Annotated in this window: 24 protein-coding genes; 7 read left to right on the top strand and 17 right to left on the bottom strand. The window is 59.5% G+C overall.

The features are described from left to right. Positions 1-45 precede the first annotated feature (45 nt). The gene (locus ACI2KA_RS11570) at positions 46-1422 is read left to right on the top strand and encodes an MFS transporter (RefSeq protein WP_404502096.1); all 1377 of its coding nucleotides are present in this window, start codon (positions 46-48) and stop codon (positions 1420-1422) included. 61 nt (positions 1423-1483) lie between these two features. On the opposite strand, the gene phaR is transcribed toward ACI2KA_RS11570, so the two are convergent. Next, a complete protein-coding gene (gene phaR, locus ACI2KA_RS11565) occupies positions 1484-2059 on the bottom strand; it encodes a polyhydroxyalkanoate synthesis repressor PhaR (protein WP_404502094.1) in 576 nt (191 codons plus the stop codon). Between the two features lie 243 nt (positions 2060-2302). Between phaR and ACI2KA_RS11560 the strand changes: the two genes are divergently transcribed. From ACI2KA_RS11560 to bfr, 4 genes are all read left to right on the top strand, one after another. Continuing rightward, complete coding sequence (locus ACI2KA_RS11560) at positions 2303-3484, top strand: acetyl-CoA C-acetyltransferase (protein WP_404502092.1); 1182 nt, start codon at positions 2303-2305, stop codon at positions 3482-3484. Positions 3485-3655: 171 nt separating this feature from the next. Then, entirely contained in the window at positions 3656-4381 is a 726-nt protein-coding gene (phbB, locus tag ACI2KA_RS11555; protein ID WP_404502481.1) for an acetoacetyl-CoA reductase, read from the top strand. 266 nt (positions 4382-4647) lie between these two features. Further along, complete coding sequence (locus ACI2KA_RS11550) at positions 4648-4959, top strand: bacterioferritin-associated ferredoxin (protein ID WP_220360040.1); 312 nt, start codon at positions 4648-4650, stop codon at positions 4957-4959. Next, complete coding sequence (gene bfr / locus ACI2KA_RS11545) at positions 4925-5410, top strand: bacterioferritin (RefSeq protein ID WP_404502090.1); 486 nt, start codon at positions 4925-4927, stop codon at positions 5408-5410. The genes ACI2KA_RS11550 and bfr overlap by 35 nt, the downstream gene beginning before the upstream one ends. A 48-nt stretch (positions 5411-5458) precedes the next feature. Here the strand turns inward: bfr and ACI2KA_RS11540 are convergent, their stop codons facing one another. The 14 genes from ACI2KA_RS11540 to rplU form a co-directional block, all read right to left on the bottom strand. Continuing rightward, positions 5459-5971: an RNA pyrophosphohydrolase gene (locus ACI2KA_RS11540; protein ID WP_404502088.1), complete on the bottom strand. Its 513-nt coding sequence runs from the start codon at positions 5969-5971 to the stop codon at positions 5459-5461. Positions 5972-6026: 55 nt separating this feature from the next. Continuing rightward, complete coding sequence (locus ACI2KA_RS11535; protein ID WP_404502087.1) at positions 6027-7208, bottom strand: divergent polysaccharide deacetylase family protein; 1182 nt, start codon at positions 7206-7208, stop codon at positions 6027-6029. A gap of 63 nt (positions 7209-7271) precedes the next feature. Next, positions 7272-8600: a S41 family peptidase gene (locus ACI2KA_RS11530; RefSeq protein WP_404502085.1), complete on the bottom strand. Its 1329-nt coding sequence runs from the start codon at positions 8598-8600 to the stop codon at positions 7272-7274. Continuing rightward, the gene (locus tag ACI2KA_RS11525; RefSeq protein WP_404502083.1) at positions 8590-9987 is read right to left on the bottom strand and encodes a murein hydrolase activator EnvC family protein; all 1398 of its coding nucleotides are present in this window, start codon (positions 9985-9987) and stop codon (positions 8590-8592) included. Before ACI2KA_RS11525 ends, ACI2KA_RS11530 begins: the two co-directional genes overlap by 11 nt. 160 nt (positions 9988-10147) lie before the next feature. Then, positions 10148-10630, bottom strand: coding sequence for a 23S rRNA (pseudouridine(1915)-N(3))-methyltransferase RlmH (rlmH, locus tag ACI2KA_RS11520; protein WP_404502081.1), 483 nt, complete (start codon positions 10628-10630; stop codon positions 10148-10150). 159 nt (positions 10631-10789) lie between these two features. Further along, positions 10790-11278: a ribosome silencing factor gene (rsfS, locus tag ACI2KA_RS11515; protein WP_404502079.1), complete on the bottom strand. Its 489-nt coding sequence runs from the start codon at positions 11276-11278 to the stop codon at positions 10790-10792. A gap of 69 nt (positions 11279-11347) precedes the next feature. Beyond that, positions 11348-11932 carry a nicotinate-nucleotide adenylyltransferase gene (locus ACI2KA_RS11510; protein WP_404502479.1) on the bottom strand — a complete coding sequence of 195 codons (585 nt, stop codon included), beginning with the start codon at positions 11930-11932 and terminating at the stop codon, positions 11348-11350. Between the two features lie 42 nt (positions 11933-11974). Beyond that, complete coding sequence (locus tag ACI2KA_RS11505; protein WP_404502077.1) at positions 11975-13261, bottom strand: glutamate-5-semialdehyde dehydrogenase; 1287 nt, start codon at positions 13259-13261, stop codon at positions 11975-11977. Beyond that, positions 13254-14423 carry a glutamate 5-kinase gene (proB, locus tag ACI2KA_RS11500; RefSeq protein WP_404502075.1) on the bottom strand — a complete coding sequence of 390 codons (1170 nt, stop codon included), beginning with the start codon at positions 14421-14423 and terminating at the stop codon, positions 13254-13256. The genes ACI2KA_RS11505 and proB overlap by 8 nt, the downstream gene beginning before the upstream one ends. Next, complete coding sequence (obgE, locus tag ACI2KA_RS11495) at positions 14420-15490, bottom strand: GTPase ObgE (RefSeq protein WP_404502073.1); 1071 nt, start codon at positions 15488-15490, stop codon at positions 14420-14422. Before obgE ends, proB begins: the two co-directional genes overlap by 4 nt. 216 nt (positions 15491-15706) lie before the next feature. Next, a complete protein-coding gene (locus ACI2KA_RS11490; RefSeq protein WP_404502071.1) occupies positions 15707-16297 on the bottom strand; it encodes a GNAT family N-acetyltransferase in 591 nt (196 codons plus the stop codon). Beyond that, positions 16294-16926, bottom strand: coding sequence for a GNAT family N-acetyltransferase (locus ACI2KA_RS11485; RefSeq protein WP_404502069.1), 633 nt, complete (start codon positions 16924-16926; stop codon positions 16294-16296). The genes ACI2KA_RS11490 and ACI2KA_RS11485 overlap by 4 nt, the downstream gene beginning before the upstream one ends. Before the next feature lie 131 nt (positions 16927-17057). Beyond that, positions 17058-17327, bottom strand: coding sequence for a 50S ribosomal protein L27 (gene rpmA, locus ACI2KA_RS11480; RefSeq protein ID WP_003492686.1), 270 nt, complete (start codon positions 17325-17327; stop codon positions 17058-17060). Between the two features lie 40 nt (positions 17328-17367). Continuing rightward, positions 17368-17682 carry a 50S ribosomal protein L21 gene (gene rplU, locus ACI2KA_RS11475; protein ID WP_003492690.1) on the bottom strand — a complete coding sequence of 105 codons (315 nt, stop codon included), beginning with the start codon at positions 17680-17682 and terminating at the stop codon, positions 17368-17370. A 330-nt stretch (positions 17683-18012) separates the two neighbouring features. Between rplU and ACI2KA_RS11470 the strand changes: the two genes are divergently transcribed. Beyond that, positions 18013-18453, top strand: coding sequence for a metallopeptidase family protein (locus ACI2KA_RS11470; protein ID WP_003520258.1), 441 nt, complete (start codon positions 18013-18015; stop codon positions 18451-18453). Positions 18454-18472: 19 nt separating this feature from the next. Here ACI2KA_RS11470 and ACI2KA_RS11465 read toward each other — a convergent pair whose 3' ends face one another. Both ACI2KA_RS11465 and ACI2KA_RS11460 read right to left on the bottom strand, forming a co-directional pair. Further along, positions 18473-18679: a DUF1737 domain-containing protein gene (locus tag ACI2KA_RS11465; RefSeq protein WP_404502067.1), complete on the bottom strand. Its 207-nt coding sequence runs from the start codon at positions 18677-18679 to the stop codon at positions 18473-18475. Then, positions 18676-19587, bottom strand: coding sequence for an HpcH/HpaI aldolase/citrate lyase family protein (locus ACI2KA_RS11460; RefSeq protein ID WP_404502477.1), 912 nt, complete (start codon positions 19585-19587; stop codon positions 18676-18678). Before ACI2KA_RS11460 ends, ACI2KA_RS11465 begins: the two co-directional genes overlap by 4 nt. Positions 19588-19697: 110 nt before the next feature. On the opposite strand from ACI2KA_RS11460, the gene ACI2KA_RS11455 reads away from it, so the two are divergent. Next, complete coding sequence (locus ACI2KA_RS11455) at positions 19698-19928, top strand: hypothetical protein (RefSeq protein WP_404502065.1); 231 nt, start codon at positions 19698-19700, stop codon at positions 19926-19928. The last annotated feature ends 124 nt before the right edge of the window (positions 19929-20052 follow it).

Raw genomic sequence — 20052 nt, 5'->3', positions numbered from 1 at the left:
CTCGGCATGCCGCATTTTCCCCTCCCATTTCCGATAGGACGATGAATGACTGTCCCCTCCCAAAACGCGGAAACAGGGATTACCAAACGCGGTATCTGGGGATGGATCATGTTCGACTGGGCGGCGCAGCCCTTTTTCACCGTCGTCACCACCTTCGTTTTCGGCCCCTATTTCGTCGCACGCCTCACTGAGGATCCGATTTCGGCGCAGGCAACATGGAGCAACATGGCGACGGTCTCATCAATCGTCATCGCCCTCTTCTCCCCGATCCTCGGATCGATCGCCGATCAATCCGGCGCGCGCAAACCATGGATCGCCTTTTTTGCCGTCATCAAGATCGTCAGCCTCTTCTTATTATGGTTTGCAGCGCCGGGCTCACCGCTCATCCTGCCGATCATCTGCATGATCCTTGCTTCCATCGCGGCGGAATTCTCGATCGTCTTCAACGATTCCATGATGCCGCGACTGACCAACCCGCAAAATGTCGGGCGCATTTCCAACCTCGCCTGGGGCCTCGGTTATCTCGGCGGCATGGTGGTGCTGATTGCCGTGGTGACGCTTCTGGCCGCCAGCCCGCAGACGGGGCTCACCATCGCGGGCATCAACCCGCTTTTCGGCCTCGATCCGGCAACCGGCGAGGACGCCAGAATAACCGGCCCGCTTGCTGCAGTCTGGTATCTCGTCTTCATTCTGCCGATGTTTGTCTTGACCCCTGACGCCGAAAAGGGCCTGCCTTTCAAGGCAGCGATCCGCTCCGGGCTTGGGGAACTGAAAATCACGCTCCGCGAGCTTCGTTACCGCCCGATGCTGTTGCGGTTCCTGATCGCGCGCATGCTTTATCAGGACGGCGTCAATGGCGTGCTCATTCTGGGCGGCGCTTTTGCCGCTGGCATGTTCGGCTGGGCGACGATGGAAATCGGCCTGTTCGGTATCCTGCTCAACGTCGTTGCGATAGCAGGCTGTTTCGCCGCCGGGCGCGTCGACCAGAAACTCGGTTCGCGCATCACCATCCTCATCAGCCTGGCGCTCCTGCTGCTGGCCACGCTCGGCATCGTCTCCACGGAAAAAGGCTCGACCCTGTTCGGCTGGATACAATTATCAACAGCCGACAATGGCGGCATCTTCGCCACCGGCGCGGAAAAAGCCTATCTTCTCTATGGCGTGCTGATCGGCCTCGCCTTCGGCCCCGTCCAGGCCTCCTCACGCTCCTATCTTGCCCGCAATATCACCGTCGCCGAAGCAGGCCGTTATTTCGGCATCTATGCGCTTTCCGGGCGCGCCACGAGTTTCATGGCAACGCTGTCGTTTTCCATAGCCACCTATATAAGCGGCTCCGCCCATATCGGCATGGCCACGCTCATCGTGTTTTTGGGGGCTGGGTTCCTGCTTCTGCTGCGCGTACCGGAAAGAACGGCGAGCTGAAAGTCTGAAGCAGCAGCCGATGCGGTTTGATCAGACCCGGCATCGGCTCACAAAGGCAGGGTCAGAGCTGGTCGAGCTTTTGCTGCAATGCGCGCAGCTGCGCCTTCAGCTCATCGATTTCGGATGCGTTCGGCTTGCGGGTTTCCTTGGGCGCCTGCGGCATAGAAAAAGGTGTAAAACCCTGCATCGCCTGCCGGAACAGCTCCGTATTGCGGCGGATCTGCTCTTCCATCATCTGCAGCGGCGCCTGGAAATTACGGGCAAGCGAACCGTCGCCGAAGGCCTTGGCCATATGTTCCTGCATCTGGCTCTGCTGGTCGGAGAACGTCTTCATCGAATGTTCGAGAAATGTCGGCACGACCATCTGCATCTGGTCGCCGTAATAGGAAATCAACTGCCGCAGGAACGCCGTCGGCAGCAGCGTATTGCCGGTCTTGGCCTCCTGTTCGACGATGATCTGCGTCAGCACCGCATGTGTGATGTCTTCGGACGACTTGGCATCCTGGACCTTGAAGTCCTCGCCGCGCTTGACCATCTGCGCCAGATCGTCGAGCGTTACATAGGTGCTGGTACCGGTGTTGTAGAGCCGCCGGTTGGCGTATTTTTTAATGATTGTTTCGCCGTCGTGTTTCGCCATGCCCGCCTCCTCGCGATGATGGTATTTTTTTGTTTTTTGGTGTTCTTGCTCTTCCCGGCGCAAAGTGTATGCGCAAAATACGCTGTCTGACAAATGTTTTGTGCATCGCAACAGTTTGTTTTTTGCGCAGCAATTTTTCGCAAGATTCCATCGTGATTTAGCAATATCTTTTAAAGCAACTTTCGCCATTTGACTTGTATTGAAAGCTTTGCCAGTCTCCGCCCGCAAGTGAGGAGAATAGAGATGACCCTGCCTTCAATCGTGATTGCCAGCGCCGCGCGCACCGCCGTCGGCTCCTTTAATGGCCACTTCGCCAATACCCCCGCCCATGAGCTTGGCGCGACCGTCATCAATGCCGTGCTGGAACGTGCCGGCGTTACGTCAAATGAAGTCGACGAAGTCATTCTCGGCCAGGTGCTGACGGCGGGCGAAGGACAGAACCCGGCGCGGCAAGCAGCGATGAAGGCCGGCATTCCGCAGGAGGCGACCGCCTTCGGCCTCAATCAGCTCTGCGGCTCCGGCCTGCGCGCCGTGGCCCTCGGCATGCAGCAGATCGCCACCGGCGACGCGGCCATCGTCATTGCCGGCGGCCAGGAATCCATGTCCATGGCGCCCCATTGCGCACATTTGCGCGGCGGCGTGAAGATGGGCGATTTCAAGATGATCGACACCATGCTGAAGGACGGTCTGACGGACGCCTTTTACGGTTACCACATGGGCATTACCGCCGAAAACATCGCCCGCCAATGGCAGCTCTCCCGCGATGAGCAGGACCAGTTCGCCGTCGCATCGCAAAACAAGGCCGAAGCGGCGCAGAACGCCGGCCGCTTTGCGGACGAAATCGTCGCTTTCACGGTAAAAGGCCGCAAGGCCGATATCGTCATCGATGCCGACGAACATATCCGCCACGGCGCCTCGCTGGAAACCATGGCCAAGCTGCGCCCGGCCTTCGACAAGGAGGGCACGGTCACCGCCGGCAACGCCTCCGGCCTGAATGACGGCGCGGCAGCGGCACTTTTGATGTCGGAACAGGAAGCGGCAAAACGCGGCATCAAGCCGTTGGCGCGGATCGCCTCCTGGGCGACGGCGGGCGTCGATCCGCAGATCATGGGCACCGGCCCCATCCCCGCCTCCCGCAAGGCGCTGGCAAGGGCCGGCTGGTCGATAAACGATATCGGTCTTGTGGAAGCCAATGAAGCCTTTGCCGCCCAGTCCTGTGCGGTGGTGCGCGAACTTGGCCTCGATCCCGATATCGTCAACGTCAACGGCGGAGCGATCGCCATCGGCCATCCCATTGGCGCCTCCGGCGCGCGCGTCCTGAACACCCTGATTTTTGAAATGCGCCGCCGCAACGTCTCAAAGGGGCTCGCAACGCTGTGCATCGGCGGCGGTATGGGTGTCGCCATGTGTATCGAAGCGCTCTGAAAGAGCTCCGATACGTCCCAAAAAGCAATTCCGGTTCGGCAGACAATAGGGTAGAAGCGGCCTCCCATTGGCCGCATTTCTGTGGCGGTTGAGCACGACGAACGAATTCCGCAATAGATGGAAGCGCCCTTGCATGGCGAGGCGCTTGATCGACAGGTCATGGAGGCCGAAATGAGCCGGGTTGCGTTGATTTCTGGCGGGACGAGCGGCATTGGCGCCGCGATTGCCCGCGCCCTGCAGGCAGCCGGCTACCAAGTGGCCGTCAACTACGCCTTCACGACCGACCGGGCGGAAGCCTTCCAGACGGAAACCGGCATCCCTGCGTACCAGTGGGACGTGCGCGACTATGACGCCTGCGTAAATGGCATCGCGAAGGTGGAAGAAACCTTCGGGCCGGTCGAAATCCTCGTCAACAACGCCGGGATCACCCGCGATGCGATGTTTCACAAGATGACGCCACAGCAATGGCGCGACGTGATCGACACCAACCTGACCGGCGTCTTCAACATGACACATCCAGTCTGGCCAGGCATGCGCGAGCGCGGTTTCGGCCGTATCGTCACTATTTCCTCGATCAATGGACAGAAGGGGCAGGCGGGACAGGCCAATTATTCCGCCTCCAAGGCGGGCGATATCGGCTTTACCAAGGCGCTCGCCCAGGAAGGCGCCAGCCGCAACATCACCGTCAACGCCATCTGCCCCGGCTATATTGGTACGGAGATGGTGAGAGCGATACCGCAGAACGTTCTGGCCGAACGCATCGTCCCGCAAATTCCGGTCGGACGACTGGGCGAACCGGAAGAAATCGCACGCTGCGTCCTGTTTCTGGTGTCCGACGACGCCGGCTTCATCACCGGCTCTACCATGACGGCCAATGGCGGACAATATTTTGCCTGAGGCGGGTCCTCCCCGCTCCGGTCCCGCTCCAAACCAGTAAACTTTTCGTGATCGCAGCCTCGGAAATTTTGCCGCGCACAAAAACTTGAGTGTAGCTCACCGGAAAATGTTCACCACTAAGCCAATGAAAACACGATAGTTTTTGTATAGTTTAGAATGAGTCTAGAAAATCCCCGCCAACTCAAAAGGAGGTTTTTCTTGACATTTGGTGTCCTGTTTTGGTTTAAGAACGAAAACAACGTGTTGCGTCATACAGGCAGTCCATCATGCTGGTTTGCAGCTGCAATTACATCACCGATCATGAGATCCGGGACGTTATCAACGAACTCCTCGACGAGGACTGTTGGCAGCTCATCGTTCCTGCAAAAGTGTATCACGCCATGGAAAAACGCGGTCGCTGCTGCGGCTGTTTTCCCACCGTTGTCGACCTGATCATCAAGACCACCGAGGAATATCACGCCCGTCGCCACTCGACTGAGGCCGATGTTTTTGATTTTATGTCCCGCCTGAAGCGATTCCATGAAGAGAACAGGAGAGCGGACATTGAAAGGCGACAAAAAAGTCATCGAGCGGCTTAACGAGGCCCTTTTTCTCGAACTCGGTGCAGTTAACCAATATTGGCTTCACTATCGGCTGCTGAACGACTGGGGTTACACCAAGCTCGCGAAGAAGGAGCGGGCTGAATCCATCGAAGAGATGCAGCACGCCGACAAGCTCATCGATCGTATCATTTTCCTGGAAGGTCATCCCAACCTCCAGACCCTGGCTCCCCTGCGTATCGGGCAGAATGTCAAGGAAGTGCTCGAAGCCGATCTGGCCGGCGAATACGACGCCCGCACCTCCTACAAAAAGTCCCGCGACATCTGTCACGAGGCGGGTGATTACGTCTCCATGAAGCTGTTCGAAACCCTGCTGATCGACGAAGAGGGGCATATCGACTTCCTCGAAACCCAGCTCGAACTGCTCGGCAAGATCGGCGAAGAAAAATACGGCCAGCTCAATGCCGATTCCGCCAACGAAGCGGAATAAGCTTTTAATATCAGACAAGGAAAAGGCGGCCAGCGGCCGCCTTTTTATTTATTTGCCGGAGAGGTGGCGGAATTCCGCAACAACCCTCTCATAGACAGCGCGTTTGAACGGAACGATCAGGTCGGGCAGGCTCTCCATCGGCTTCCAGCCCCAGGCGTCGAATTCAGCCATATGACCGGTCGGCGGCGGGTCGATCTGGATTTCGCTCTCGTCGCCCTCGAAACGGAACGCGAACCAGCGCTGCGCCTGTCCGCGATATTTGCCTCTCAATCCGATGCCGATCAGCTCGGGCGGAAGATCATAGTGAATCCAGTCGCTCGCTTCCGCCAGCAGCGTCACGGATTTCATTCCGGTCTCTTCGTAAAGCTCACGAATGGCGGCTGTCAAAGGCCGTTCGCCATCGTCAATGCCGCCCTGCGGCATCTGCCACAAGTGCGGTGAGCCGTCATATTCGGAATTGCCTTCCCGGATGCGCCGCCCGGCCCAGACGAGGCCCTCGGCATTCAGAACCATTATTCCCGCACAGGGGCGGTAAGGCAAATCTTCTGCTTTGATTGTCATGGGAAACCCGCTTTGTCTGAGCACCAGAGGGCGCTGAAATGGCCGCAGGCAAGGTTTACTGTCCCGCCGGCTCCGAAACAAGCGCAGAAACACCGACAATTTCGATGCCGCGGCCGCCGGCTTCCCGGGACCATTTGGAGATTGCCGCAATGCTTTCATCGAAAGCCGATGCCACGCCAATCGCCTGGCCGTTGCGGCGAGCAATCCGCTCCAGTTCGTCGAGCTTGCGCAAGATGGAAGCCTCGGTCACCTCGCCATCGAGCAGAATATCGGCAAAACCTTGCGGGGCGGAAATGGCCTTTGCAATCCCGCCGCTCAGCGATTGTGCCGACGAACCATCGTCCAGAAACAGCAGACCACGTTTGCCGATGTCACGCATCATCGGCTCCAGCGCCGCCTGCTCGGCCAGGAAGCGGCCGCCGAGATAATTCATGATGCCGGTATAATTGGTGATTTTCGCCATTGAACGATGCAGCCGGTCGAGATTGACCTTGGCCGGATCACCGGCCAGCAGCGTGTCCGGCCCCGGGTTGGTGCCGGGATAACCGAAAGGCTCCAGCGGTATCTGGAGAAGGATTTCATGCCCCTGACGACGCGCTTCCTGCATCCACCGCTGCAGGCTGTTGCCGCTCGCGGCAAAACCCAGCGTCACGTCCGGCGGCAATTCCCTGATCGCTTTTTGCGAACCCGTCTGGCTGAGCCCGAGACCGCCAACCACGATCGCCACCCGGGTGCCGCGCGCGCCGGACCAGGGCCTTGCATATTGCTCCATCGGCCTCAGGCCGTCGGCGCCAACGACGGGCAGCCTACCGAACGCAGTCTCTTCCAGCAACTCTTCATTGGGACGCATGGCCATGCGCGGGTCCTGACCATAGGTCTGGCCACTCATCAGCACCGGTCCGTCGCCGTCGCGGGGCCGTGGAGAATAGACCGATACGACATTGCCATCCAGCATTGTCGAGCGATTAATGCTTGCACCGGAACGGCCGCTTTGTGGCTGCAAGCCCGCATTTTCACCGGACGCCGTCTCGGCAGCCTTTTCCGGAAGCCTCGCCTGGATCTCCGGCCCGGACGCCGTCTTCTGCAAATTACCTGGCGAAAGCGCCGTATAGACCGAGAGGCCGCCGATGGAAAGAACCGCACAGGCAGTCAAAAGCATAATGACGGAAAAGCGCCGGTTGATACCGGCGCTTTTTTTCTGACGACCCAGAAGCGGTTTTCGCAGGTCCGAAGGCAATGAACGATCCGTCCAAATGGTTGGGCAATCGAGAAAATGCGCCGGCTGGCCGGCGCATCTGTCTTACTGCTTGTTGACCACAGCCTTGTCCGGGTTCGGCGGGAAGGATGGATCCGTCTTGACGCCGCGCAACAGATCCAGCGCATAATTAAGCTGGATGTCGTCCTTGGCTTCCGGCGGGACGTAAGCGGAGGAGCCCGAACCTTCGTCGGTCTCGCTCTGACCCTTGATATGACCGGAAAGGCTGGATTCGCCCTCGGTCGTCACGCGGCCCTGCAATTCCGGCGGGAGCGGCTGCTCCACCTTGATATCTGGCTCGATGCCCGTGCCCTGGATCGACTTGCCCGACGGCGTGTAATACAGCGCGGTCGTCAAACGCAACGCGCCGGCCTCGCCGAGCGGAATGATCGTCTGGACCGAACCCTTGCCGAAGGAGCGCGTGCCGACGACGGTCGCACGACGCAAATCCTGCAACGCACCGGCAACGATTTCCGAAGCCGAAGCCGAACCGCCGTTGACGAGCACGATCACCGGCTTGCCGTCGGTCAGATCGCCCGCCGTCGCGTTGAAGCGGCGCGTCTCGTCCGGATTGCGGCCGCGGGTGGAAACGACCTCGCCACGCTCGAGGAAAGCATCGGAGACGTTGATGGCCTGATCGAGCAGACCGCCCGGGTTGAGACGCAGGTCGAGCACATAACCCTTCAGCTTGTCGGCCGGCACATCCGCCTTGATCTTCTTGATCGCCTTTTCGAGATCGTCATAGGTCTTCTCGGTGAAGGAGATAACGCGCAGATAACCGACATTGTCGCCCTCGACACGCGACTTGACCGCACGCACGGCAATCACGTCGCGCACGACGGTGATGTCGAGCGGCTTGTCGGCGCCCTGGCGGATGATCGTCAGCTTGATTGGCGTCTTCACCGCGCCGCGCATCTTTTCAACCGCCTGTTCGAGCTTGAGGCCGCGGACCGGCGTGCCGTCGATTTCCGAAATGAAGTCACCGGCAAGGATGCCCGCGCGGGCAGCCGGCGTGTCGTCCATCGGCGAGATGACCTTGACCAGCTCGTTTTCCATGGTCACTTCGATGCCGAGACCGCCGAACTCACCCTTGGTCTGGGTGCGCATGTCGTTGGCATCCTTGGCATTCATGAAGCTGGAATGCGGATCGAGCGAGCTGAGCATGCCGTTGATGGCATTTTCAACCAGCTTCTCGTCGTCGGGCGGCGTCACATATTGTGCGCGCACACGCTCGAACACGTCGCCAAAGATCGACAGTTCCTTATAGGTCGAAGGCCCGGCCGCCTGTGCCGGCATGCTCGCCGAATAAATCACGCTCATCGCCGTGGCGCCCATAAGCCCACCGATAAGGAGAAGCGAAACCTTACGAATCATTGTGCGCCCTTCCGGTCTTTTTTGCGGTCCACCATGGTTGGGAATCAACCGGCACACCATCTTTCCTGAACTCAATGTAGAGCGTTGGCCTGTCGGTTTCCAGCGCCAATGCTGCTGCACTCGCTACTCTTTTTGCACCCATGGAGGCGATGGGCTCTCCGGAGAACACGAACATTCCCTGGCGTGTCCTCACATTGTCCATGCCCGTCATCACCACATGATAACCATCACCCGTATTGAGGATGATCATCCGGCCGTAACTGCGAAAATCTCCGGCAAACACCACGAAGCCGTCTGCAGGCGCCGTCACGATGGCTTCCGGGCCGCTCGCAACGACAATCCCCTTGGAAAAATGGCCCGTACCGTCCGCATCGCCGAAGCGCCGCAGCACATCGCCCGCAACCGGCACCTCCAGCTTTCCCTTCAAACTCGCGAAGGGATATGCGGGCGCAATACGGTTTTTATCGGGCATTCCGGCCTCGGCCGCGGCACGTTCCTTTTCGCGTTCCGCTTCGGAAAGACGGGCCAGACGCTGCTCTTCCGCCCGCGCCTTTTCCTTCGCTTCCCGCACCGAGGTAATCTCGCCTTCGAGCGAACTGACCAGGCCTTCGAGGCTCGTCGCCTTGCTCGCCAGCTCTTCGGACCGCTTGCGTTCCGCCTCCAGCTCCGCCGCCGTCTGGGTGTTCCTGCGGTCGTTTTCGGCAATCAGCAGGTCGAGGCGTTTCTCCTCTTCCAGACTTGCCGTCATCATACCCGTAAGATCGTCCTTTTCGCGAGCGATTGCCTGCCTGAGATCGGTCAATTCTTTGAGAGCGGCGACGAGCTTGTCGGTTTCACCACGGATGCCCGGAACGACGGCGCCCAGAAGAATGGCGCTGCGCACCGAAGCAAGCGCGTCCTCCGGCGATACCAGCAGGGCAGGGGGCGGATTGCGGCCCATCCGTTGCAGCGCCGCCAGCACCTCCGCCAGCACACCGCGCCTTTCGCGCAACGACGTTTTGACACCGTCCTCGCGAACGGAAAGCTTGGCGAGGCGATCCTCACCGTCGCTGATCTTGGTTTCGAGCGTCCTGCGTCGGGCGGCAGATGCGATCAGCTCTTCCCGGATACGGGCACTATCCTGATTGAGGGCCGCAATGCTCTCTTCAAGATTGCGGGTCTTGTCTTCCGAAAGGCCGATGCTGTCGACCAGTTCCTCGAGATCCTGCCGGTTCTGGTCCCGGCGCTTTTCCAGCACCTGCAGCGCATCCGGCGACGATGCATCGCCGTCGGCCGGAACGGCGCCCGCGTCATCGCGCGAATAGGTCGGACCACACCCCATGACGAAAGCGGCCATAACCGCACCCGCAAGGGCAGCGCGCCGTTTTCGTTGAGACCTCTTGTCCATTTGAGCTTTCTTTGATGCCGAAGCAGAGGCGCCGATATTAGGGATTTTGCCGCGATCTTCCAAGAGGCCTGAAAGAGCGCGGCGGCAAAGCCGTCCGCAACCCGTCGTGTCGCGAAGCTTCATGTTGAAATTGAGACGATAATCTGCATCCGCATACCGTTCAGACCCGGTGATACGGATGGCCGGAGAGAATGGTGACGGCGCGGTAAAGCTGTTCGGCAATCAGGATACGGACGATCTGATGCGGCCAGGTGAGCTTGCCGAGGTTGAGAACCGCCGCAGCCCTGTCGTAAAGCGCGGGATCAAGCCCATCGGCGCCGCCAATGGCGATCACGAGGTCACGCCTGCCGCTATCACGCAGGTCGCCGAAAAACGAGGCGAAGGCTGGGCTGTCCAGCGCCTTGCCGCGCTCGTCCAGCAACACCAGCACCGCACCGTCGGAAAGATGTTTTTCCAGCATCGCGGCTTCTTCGCGCTTGCGCGTCTCCGCGTTCGAAGCGCGGCTTTCGGCAACCTCGATTATCCGCGAAAATTCCAGCCCGATCGCCGGACCGGCCTTGGCCAGACGCTCGATATAACGGGACGCAAGATCCTTTTCGGGGCCGGATTTCAGCCGTCCCACCGCAAAAATTGAAATCCGCATTGCAAACCTGCATTCGCCGTGACCCAACAGGGTCAAGCTCTTAACAGCATAGCCTGCGGATTCCTATGCGGCCGGCGCACTTTCCGGCCAGAGACACCGCTTCCGAAGTCAGAGGTGATCTTCGGCAAAACGATGCGCTCGATCAAAGGCTCGGCCGCATCAATGCAGCGTCTCTTCCGGCATATCCGGCGTCGCCCACATTTTTTCGATATTGTAGAAGGCGCGGATTTCCGGACGGAACACATGAACGATGATATCGCCGGTATCGATCAGCACCCAGTCTCCGGTCTCAAGACCTTCGACGCGGGCGTTTCCGAACCCTTCATCCTTCATGTCCTTGAGAAGATGCTCGCAAATCGCCGAAACATGCCTGTTCGACCGCCCGGAGACCACGACCATGTAGTCCGCAAGCGCCGATTTTCCGGCAATGTTGAGAGATACGATATCTTCAGCCTTGGAGTCCTCGAGGCTCGCGAGGACGGTTTCGAGGGCATGGCCGGCGGCATCGGCGCCACTGTCCTGGCCCTTCGGGATAGCAACAAATGCTCTTCCCTTGGCGTGTACTGTTGTCAGAGGTTTTCCTTTCCAAGAATGACAAAACAGGTACTGCGCGACGCGACTCTCTGCGTCACACAATGAAGGTGGCATCAAACTATTAACTTTTCAAGATATGGACCCTTTGACGGCTGGCCCATACATCATTTGTGATCGCTGCCGTCATTTTCGACCGTTGCGCAACGCCGTGGAGCTCAGCGTGGAGCGGGGACCGTGGATGAAAACCCAGGCCGGGGCACGTTTTTTCCATAAAACACCCGCATCGTCCTCGTCTACCCGCGCCTGGCTGAAAGCCTGCGCCATGGTGGAGGAGAGATAGGACAGGGTCGAACCCGGCCGGTCGATTACGGCAATCGGGAAAGTCTCCGCGATGGTGCGCCATTTCTGCCAGCGATGAAAGCTCTTGAGATTGTCCGCGCCCATGATCCAGATGAAGCGCACATGTGGATTTTTTGCCTTCACCTTGGCGAGCGTATTGGCGGTATAGCTCAAGCCCAGGGATTTTTCGAAGGCCGTGACCTTGATGCGGGGATCATGAACAAGCTTTTCGCAGGCGGCGATACGATCTTCGAGGGACGCCAGTTCCGAACGGCTTTTCAGCGGATTGCCTGGAGTGACGATCCACCAGAGCTGATCGAGACCCAGCCTGCGCAGTGCAATTTCCGCCACAAGCGCATGACCCGCATGCGGCGGATTGAAGGAGCCGCCGAAAAGCCCGACGACCATGCCGCGCTCCACATGCGGCATGGTGAGATAACGTCTGTCGAGGCGCTTATCGGCCGGCAAATATCACGTCCGTGTCTGGCCGGTGCCATGCACACGGTATTTGAACGAGGTGAGCTGTTCGACGCCGACGGGACCCCGCGCATGCATCTTGCCGGTGGCGATGCCGATTTCCGCACCCATGCCGAATTCACCGCCATCGGCAAATTGCGTCGAGGCATTGTGCAGCAGAATGGCCGAATCGAGTTCGTTGAAGAACCGCGCCACCACCTCAGGTTCCTCGGCGATCACCGCCTCGGTGTGGTTGGAGGAATAGGTGCCGATATGCTCGATCGCGCCCGAAATACCCTCCACCACGGCGACCGAAATGATCGCGTCGAGATATTCAGTGCGCCAGTCCTCCTCCGTCGCGGCTTTCAGGCCCTCAACCACATCAAGAACCGCCTGCGAGCCGCGCACTTCGCAACCGGCCGCAACCAAGTCATTGACGAGCGGCGCGAGATGCGTGGAAATAGCAGCTGCATCCACCAGCAACGTCTCTGCCGCCCCGCAAATACCGGTGCGGCGCATCTTGGCATTAACAACGATGCGTTTGGCCATGTCGAGATCGGCAGAGGCGTCGACATAAATATGGCAGATGCCCTCCAGATGGGCGAAGACGGGCACGCGCGCCTCGGACTGCACCCGCGCCACCAGGCTTTTGCCGCCACGCGGCACGATGACGTCCACCGTGCCATTCAAGCCGCCGAGAAGCGCGCCGACAGCGGCACGGTCTGTCACCGGCACCAGCTGAATGGCATGTTCGGGAAGCCCGGCAATCTTCAAACCCGCCACGAGGCAGGCATGGATAGCATGCGATGAATGTTGCGAATCCGAGCCGCCGCGCAGGATCACGGCATTGCCGGCCTTGAGGCAAAGCGCGCCGGCATCCGCCGTCACATTCGGGCGGCTTTCGTAAATCACGCCGATGACGCCGAGCGGCGTGCGCACCCGCTCGATCTTCAGCCCGTTCGGACGATCCCAGGCGGCGATAACCTCGCCAACGGGATCCGGCAGGGCTGCGACCGAGCGAATACCTTCGGCAATCCCGGCGATGCGTGCATCATTGAGCGTCAGTCGATCGACGAAGGATGCCGCAAGACCGGCGCTCTCCGCCGCGGCCAGATCTTGCCTGTTGGCGGCAAGGATCGCCTCCTTGGACGCCTCGATGGCAGACGCCATGGCAAGCAGAGCGCGGTTCTTCTGGTCCGTGCCGGCAATGGACAACGGTCGCGAAGCAGCTTTCGCCTGCGCGCCGATGGTCATCATCAGCGCGTCGATGTCATGGCTCTGCTTCACGGCCTGTTCAGGCATGGACCTCATCCTTCTTGGCATGTTTGACTTTGACGGCAGTGCCGGTCATCACGAGGTCGTCACGATGGATCATCGCCGCACGGCCGACGTAACCGAGGATCGCCTCGATCTCGTTGGACTTGTGGCCGATGATGAGACGCGCCTCTTCGGCATCGTAACCAGCAAGGCCGCGCGCAACCTCACGACCTTCCGAACCGACAATGGCAACGGCATCGCCACGTCCGAAATTGCCCTTCACCAGCCGCACACCGGCGGGAAGCAGGCTTTTGCCGGCATAAAGCGCCTTTTCCGCACCCGCATCCACATGGATTTCGCCAGCCGGCTGCAATTGCCCGGCAATCCAGGTCTTGCGCGCCGTCACCGGTGTACCGGAGGGCGCGAACCAGGAGGACCGAGCGCCATTTTCGATGGCCTTCAGCGGATTGAGCGTCTTGCCGGAAGCGATGATCATGCCGCAACCGGCAGCCGTGGCGATCTTGCCGGCATCGATCTTGGTACGCATGCCGCCACGCGAAAGCTCGGAAGCCGCCCCGCCTGCCATTGCCTCGATCTCGGGGGTAATGTCGGCGATCGTTTCCAGGAATTTCGCATCCGGATCGAGATGCGGCGGCGCCGTATAAAGCCCGTCAATATCCGAAAGCAGCACCAGAAGATCCGCCCCCGTCATGGTTGCCACGCGCGCCGCCAGACGGTCATTGTCGCCATAACGAATCTCGGTGGTCGCTACCGTATCGTTTTCATTGATGATCGGAATGGCGCCGATCTTCAAAAGCTGATTGATGGTGGCGCGCGCATTGAGATAACGGCGGCGCTCTTCGGTATCGGAGAGCGTCAGCAGAATCTGACCGGCGACGATCTCATGCCGCGACAGGCTTTCCGACCATGCCCGCGCCAGCGCGATCTGGCCGACAGCCGCCGCCGCCTGGCTTTCCTCCAGCTTCAATGCGCCGGAAGGCAGGCCGAGCACGGTGCGGCCAAGCGCAATGGCGCCCGAAGAGACGACCTGGACATCCGCGCCGTTTTTCTTCAGCGCGGCAATATCCTCGCAGATGGCATCCAGCCAATCTTTCTTGAGGCCGGTCTTCCGGTCCACCAGAAGCGCCGATCCGATCTTGATGACGATCCGGTGGTGGCTGGCCAGCGGCTTGCGCGTCAGGCTCATAGGCGGTCGTCCCCTTCCTCGGCCTCGCTGTCCTCATGCGGCATCGACCGGTCGGGCAGCGCGGTTTCGCCGCCATTGCTCGCCGAGACGATGACATCGCGAAGGGCGCGCAGCGCTTCCGTCATGCCGATATGTGCAGCAGCGGACAGAAGGAGCGGCGGGCGGCCGCAGGCCTTTTCCAGTTCCTTGGCCTTCTTTTTCAGCTCTTTTTCATCCAGCACGTCGATCTGCGACAGCGCCACGATTTCCGGCTTGTCGGTCAGCCCGCCGCCATAGGCATCCAGCTCGGCCTTGACCGTCTTGTAGGCCTTGCCGACCTTTTCCTCCTGCGCGGAAACGAGATGCAAAAGCACGCGGGTGCGCTCGACGTGACCAAGGAAGCGATCACCGATGCCGACACCCTCATGCGCACCTTCGATCAGGCCGGGAATATCGGCCAGCACGAATTCGCGGCCGTCAATGGTTGCCACGCCGAGGTTCGGATGCAGGGTGGTGAAGGGATAATTGGCGATCTTTGGTCGCGCGCGGGTCACCGTCGCAAGGAAGGTGGATTTGCCGGCATTGGGCAGACCGACGAGACCGGCATCGGCAATCAGCTTCAGGCGAAGCCAAACCGTTTTTTCCTCACCGGCTAGGCCCGGATTGGCATGGGTGGGCGCCTGGTTGGTGGACGACTTGAAATAGGCATTGCCGAAACCGCCATTGCCGCCGGCAGCGAGACGGAAGCGCTGGCCTTCCTTGGTGAGGTCGACGATCAGCGTCTCATTGTCTTCCTCGAAAATCTGGGTGCCGACCGGTACTCTCAGCACCACGTCCGCGCCCTTGGCGCCGGTACGGGTCTTGCCCATGCCGTGCTGCCCGATCGAGGCCTTGAAATGCTGCTGGAAGCGGAAGTCGATCAGCGTGTTGAGACCATTGACCACCTCAACCCAGACATCGCCGCCGCGTCCGCCGTCACCGCCGTCAGGGCCGCCGAACTCGATGAATTTTTCGCGCCGGAAGGAAACGGCGCCCGCACCGCCGTCACCGGACTTGATATAGACTTTTGCTTCATCGAGAAATTTCATCGGACTGCCGTTCTGTCGGTTTGCGGACGCAACGATCTGTCCGCTGCGTCAAACAAAAATATTGTCGTTTCGAATACAAGCGCTTCTCCGCAAGGTCAAAGACTATCGTGCGGCAAGCCCCTGTGCGAGACAAGACCGGCCTTTGGCAAACCGGCCCTGTTCAAAACATCGGGCCGAAAACTGTATGACGGTTTTCGGCCCGATGCTCTTCAGGTGTCAGCGACGCGGCGCAATGAATTCGTCCGCCGTGATCATCGTATCGATATGCGCCACCATGGCGGCGCGCGCCGTGGCGTAGATCTGGTGGCAGCCGGTCACCCGGAAGCCGAGTTTTTCCTGCACGCGCAGCGAAGCGGGATTATCCGCAAACACGCCGGAATGAAGGGTTACCCCCGGCATGCGGCGGAAGAATCGCTCCACCACGCCGGCAACCGCCTCGGTCATGTAACCTTTGCCCCAGTAGAAGCGGTTCAGCCAATAACCGAGATGCCACTCGCCGTGCCGCAATTCCACCGAGACCACGCCGATCAGAGTATCGTCGCCGCTGGTGATGGCGAAATCCCAGTCGGGCAGGGTGCCGGAGGTGCGCAGGACCAGCCATTCCAGCGCATCCTGCTTGTGATAGGGCGCGGGAACGCGGGCCAGCATCCTCGTCACGGCGAAATCGCCAAGCGATTCCGCAATGCTGCCGGCATCGGAAAGGCGCTGCGGCCGCAGCACCAGACGCTTTGTCTCGATGATAGGGCAGGGGCCGGGCGGCGCCAGTGTCGTGGCAGCCCGGCGGCGGGTCAGTTCGAGCGCGCTCATCCCATATCCCCCCAGCTCTTCAGCGAAACCCAGGTCTTGCGGTCCAGCCTGTACCATTCGACCGGCACCATGCCGCCGAGCGCCAGCGAACCGACCATGCCGGAACCCTGGAACTGGAAACCGCACTTCTGGATGACGCGGCGCGAGGCGATGTTGGTGACCCGGCAACGGGCATCGATCTGGTCGATTTCACGCGTGCGGAAAGCCATGTCGATCAGCGCATGCGCTGCTTCGGTCATGTAGCCCCGGTTCCAGTAGGGTTCGCCCAGCCAGTAACCGATTTCCAGCGTCTTTTCGTCTTCCTGGGGTTCCAGCGCGCAGCAGCCCAGAAACTCGCCATTGTCCATGCGGGTAATCGCATAGACGCACTTGCCAATCTCGCCAGCTTTGGAGCGTCGCACAAAATCCGCGGCGTCTTTCGCCGTATACGGGTGCGGCATACGCGACACCATGGTCGCGATATTGGCATTGTTGGCAAGATGGGCAAGGGCGTCGATGTCTTCTTCGTGAGGCTTGCGCAAAACCAGCCTCTGCGACAGTAAAACGGGGCAATCGCTCCTCGACCGATCGGGTCTTAGCCGCTCTTCGGGTGACCGTGATTGGTCAACCCTCAACAATTCAGCTTGCATGGTTCAGTCCCTCCTTGGGGGTAAAGAAAAAGGGGAGTTGGGTGGTGCCCCATCTCCCCTGTTTTCTTGACTGAACCTGATACGTCTCAGCCGGGTCGATGGGACACCGGCTGCATATGACGCTTACCGGCTTATTCTGCGGCTTCCGCTTTCGGAGCCACGGATACGAACACGCGGCCATTGGCCTTCGTGCGGAAGTTTACATTGCCAGCGGTCAGCGCAAAAATCGTGTGGTCCTTGCCGATGCCGACATTGGCGCCCGGATGCCACTGCGTGCCACGCTGACGCAGAATAATGTTGCCTGGAATGACGGCTTCGCCGCCGAACTTCTTCACGCCAAGGCGCTTGGATTCGGAATCGCGACCGTTACGCGAGGAACCGCCAGCTTTTTTGTGTGCCATTGGAGTTCTCCTTTAAACCTTGTTTCCCGTGTCGCGCCGATCAGGCAGCAACGATGTCCGTGATGCGGACGACAGTATGATGCTGGCGATGGCCGCGCGAACGCTTGGAGTTCTGACGACGACGCTTCTTGAAGGCGATGACCTTCTTGCCGCGATTGTGCTCGACAACTTCAGCCTTCACGATCGCACCCTTGACGAAGGGAGCACCGAACTTGGCGTCGGCGCCTTCGCCAACAACGAGAACTTCGGTGAATTCTACAGTTGCGCCTGCCTCTGCTTCCAGCTTTTCGATGGTCAGCACGGCGTCGGCCGCTACGCGGTACTGCTTACCGCCGGTCTTGATGACTGCGAACATTTTTTATCCTTTCATGTTCGTTCCGGCTCTGCCCGCAAATGCAAGCTGGCCGTCTTTTTATCAGTCGGAGTAGCGGAAATCCGTCAGGACCGAATGCCCCTTTGAATGTCTGCCGGTGAAGCCGCCTTTTGAAGGGCGGAATAAACGGAAGGCGCACTACGCCATCAATTTGGGTGCCGATTACGCGAGACGCCGGTTTATGTCAAGATGACGAAGGTTTGAAAAGTAACTGTAACGCCAAGAATTTCATGCTTTTTTGGCAGGTGAAGCAGACGGGTCTCGAAATTTGCCCTGCAAGTGTTTATATGGGCCTTCCAACAAGGAGCAGAAATGGCCCGCATAGACCAGACCGACGATTGGCGGGACCGCCATGCGCCGACACTTTCCGCCTTCGAGTCGCTTGCGATCGAGGCATATGGCCACCTGCCGGAAGAATTTCGCGCACTGACGAAGGATCTCATCATCGAGATCGCCGATTTTCCAACCGATGACGTGTTTGAGGACATGGCGCTCGAAACACCCTTCGACCTCCTAGGACTGTTCGAAGGGCGCGGCATTTCCGAACGTTTCACCATGGAAACGGGCGAGATGGTGAACCGCATCACGCTTTATCGCCGCCCCATTCTCGACTACTGGGCCGAAAACGAGGAAACGCTGGGCGATATCATAACCCACGTCCTCATCCACGAGATCGGCCACCATTTCGGCCTGTCGGACGACGACATGGAGCGGATCGAGGAAAGCGCCGACGAGGCCGCCGCCGATCGCTGATCGGGGCGGCTGGCGCCGCTCATTGCTCGCCGAGCTTCATGTCCGGATGGTATTCCTTGCCCTCGACCACCTTGGTCACGGCCTGACCGCAATGCATGACGCCGCTCGCGGCGTTGAAGGCATAGCTCGGGGAGCCGGCCAGTTCCCAGCCCTTGTTCAGCGCCTTGGTGACCCGGTGACAGAATTTGGAGTCGTCCGGGCCGGTGATGAAACGATAGACCTTCACGTCTTTTTTGCCTTTCCTTGTGCGATGATATCGGCCATGGCGACCAGCCTTTCGGCCTCAACCACATGCAGCCGCTCGATCATCCGACCGTTCATGTTGATGACGTTCAATTCCACAGATTCCGGTTTTGCGAAAGCGGCAAGGATGGCGCGGGCCTCTGCAACTGCCGCCCCATCCGGAGCGAAATGCCGGTTGGCCGGTTCGATCTGAGCAGGATGGATCAGCATCTTGCCATCAAAGCCCATGGCGCGCCCCTGTTCGCATTCGGCTTCGAAAGCTGCGATATCGCGAAAGTCATTCGAGACGCTGTCGATAACGTCCAGCCCGTAAGCCCGGGCAGCCAGCACCACCTGCATCATCCACGGCACGAGATAGCTGCGGCCGGGAAGGGACGGAACGCGTGTTTCCTTGCGCAGATCGTTGAGGCCGATGACGAAAGCGGCAAGCCGCGCTTGCGGCGTATGGGCCGCATCGGCAATTGATGCAGCATTAAGGACACCGAAGGGTGTTTCGATCATCGCCCAGACTTTCAGGCGCTCCGGCGCATCGGTCTCGGCCAGAAGGTCGGCCACCGCATGAATATCGGCGGGCTGCTCCACCTTCGGCAAGAGAACCGCATCCGGGAGGCAGGAAAGCACGAGTTGCAAATCCGCCTTTCCATCCGTCGTCGAGAGCGGATTGATACGGATAATGGCTTCCCGCCCGCCGAAAGGCGCGTCCGCAAACAGCCTTGCCAGATTGTCCCGTGCCTTGCCCTTCATATCGGGCGCAACCGAATCCTCCAGGTCGAGGATCACGCCGTCACAGTCGAGTTCAGAGATTTTTTCGAGCGCCCGGACATTGACGGCCGGAACTGACAGTAGTGAACGGCGTGGTTTCACGGAAATATTTTCGGAAAAATTGACGATGCCGCACTTGTGTCAAGCTTTTGTGACATCTGCAAGCTGACAATCCACTGAATCCTCTTGCAAGCCGGAAAAAGAAGGCCCACATTCATCTGGATAGAAAGGTTTGGATCATGCAAGGCATACGTTCATTTTTCATCGCCGCATCCGGCATTGCAATTCTGGCCATGGCCGCTCTTTTGACCGCCTCGCTTACGGTCGCCTTTATTGGTGTGCTCGCGGTTCTCAGCGCTGCCCGCCTTCTCTCCGCGCGCCTGAAACCGGCCCCCATTCCTGTGAAACCCCGCACGCAGCGCGACATGCGCGTCTGGAACGACGGCAAGGGCACGATTATCGATCTCTGAGATCGTCTCATCCGGTTAAAAATACCAGTGCGCCGTGCGTGGCGTACCGAAGAATGCGGGTTTGCGCTTCTAAAGCGCCGAGTTTTGCAGTATTTCCCGGCAGAGAACATTCGGCAGGCTTTGC

The organism is Agrobacterium sp. NPDC089420 (genome assembly GCF_044900305.1).
Classification (GTDB): Bacteria; Pseudomonadota; Alphaproteobacteria; order Rhizobiales; family Rhizobiaceae; genus Agrobacterium.
Note: the sequence above shows the minus strand (reverse complement) of the source record. Positions and strands in the feature narration are given on the sequence as shown.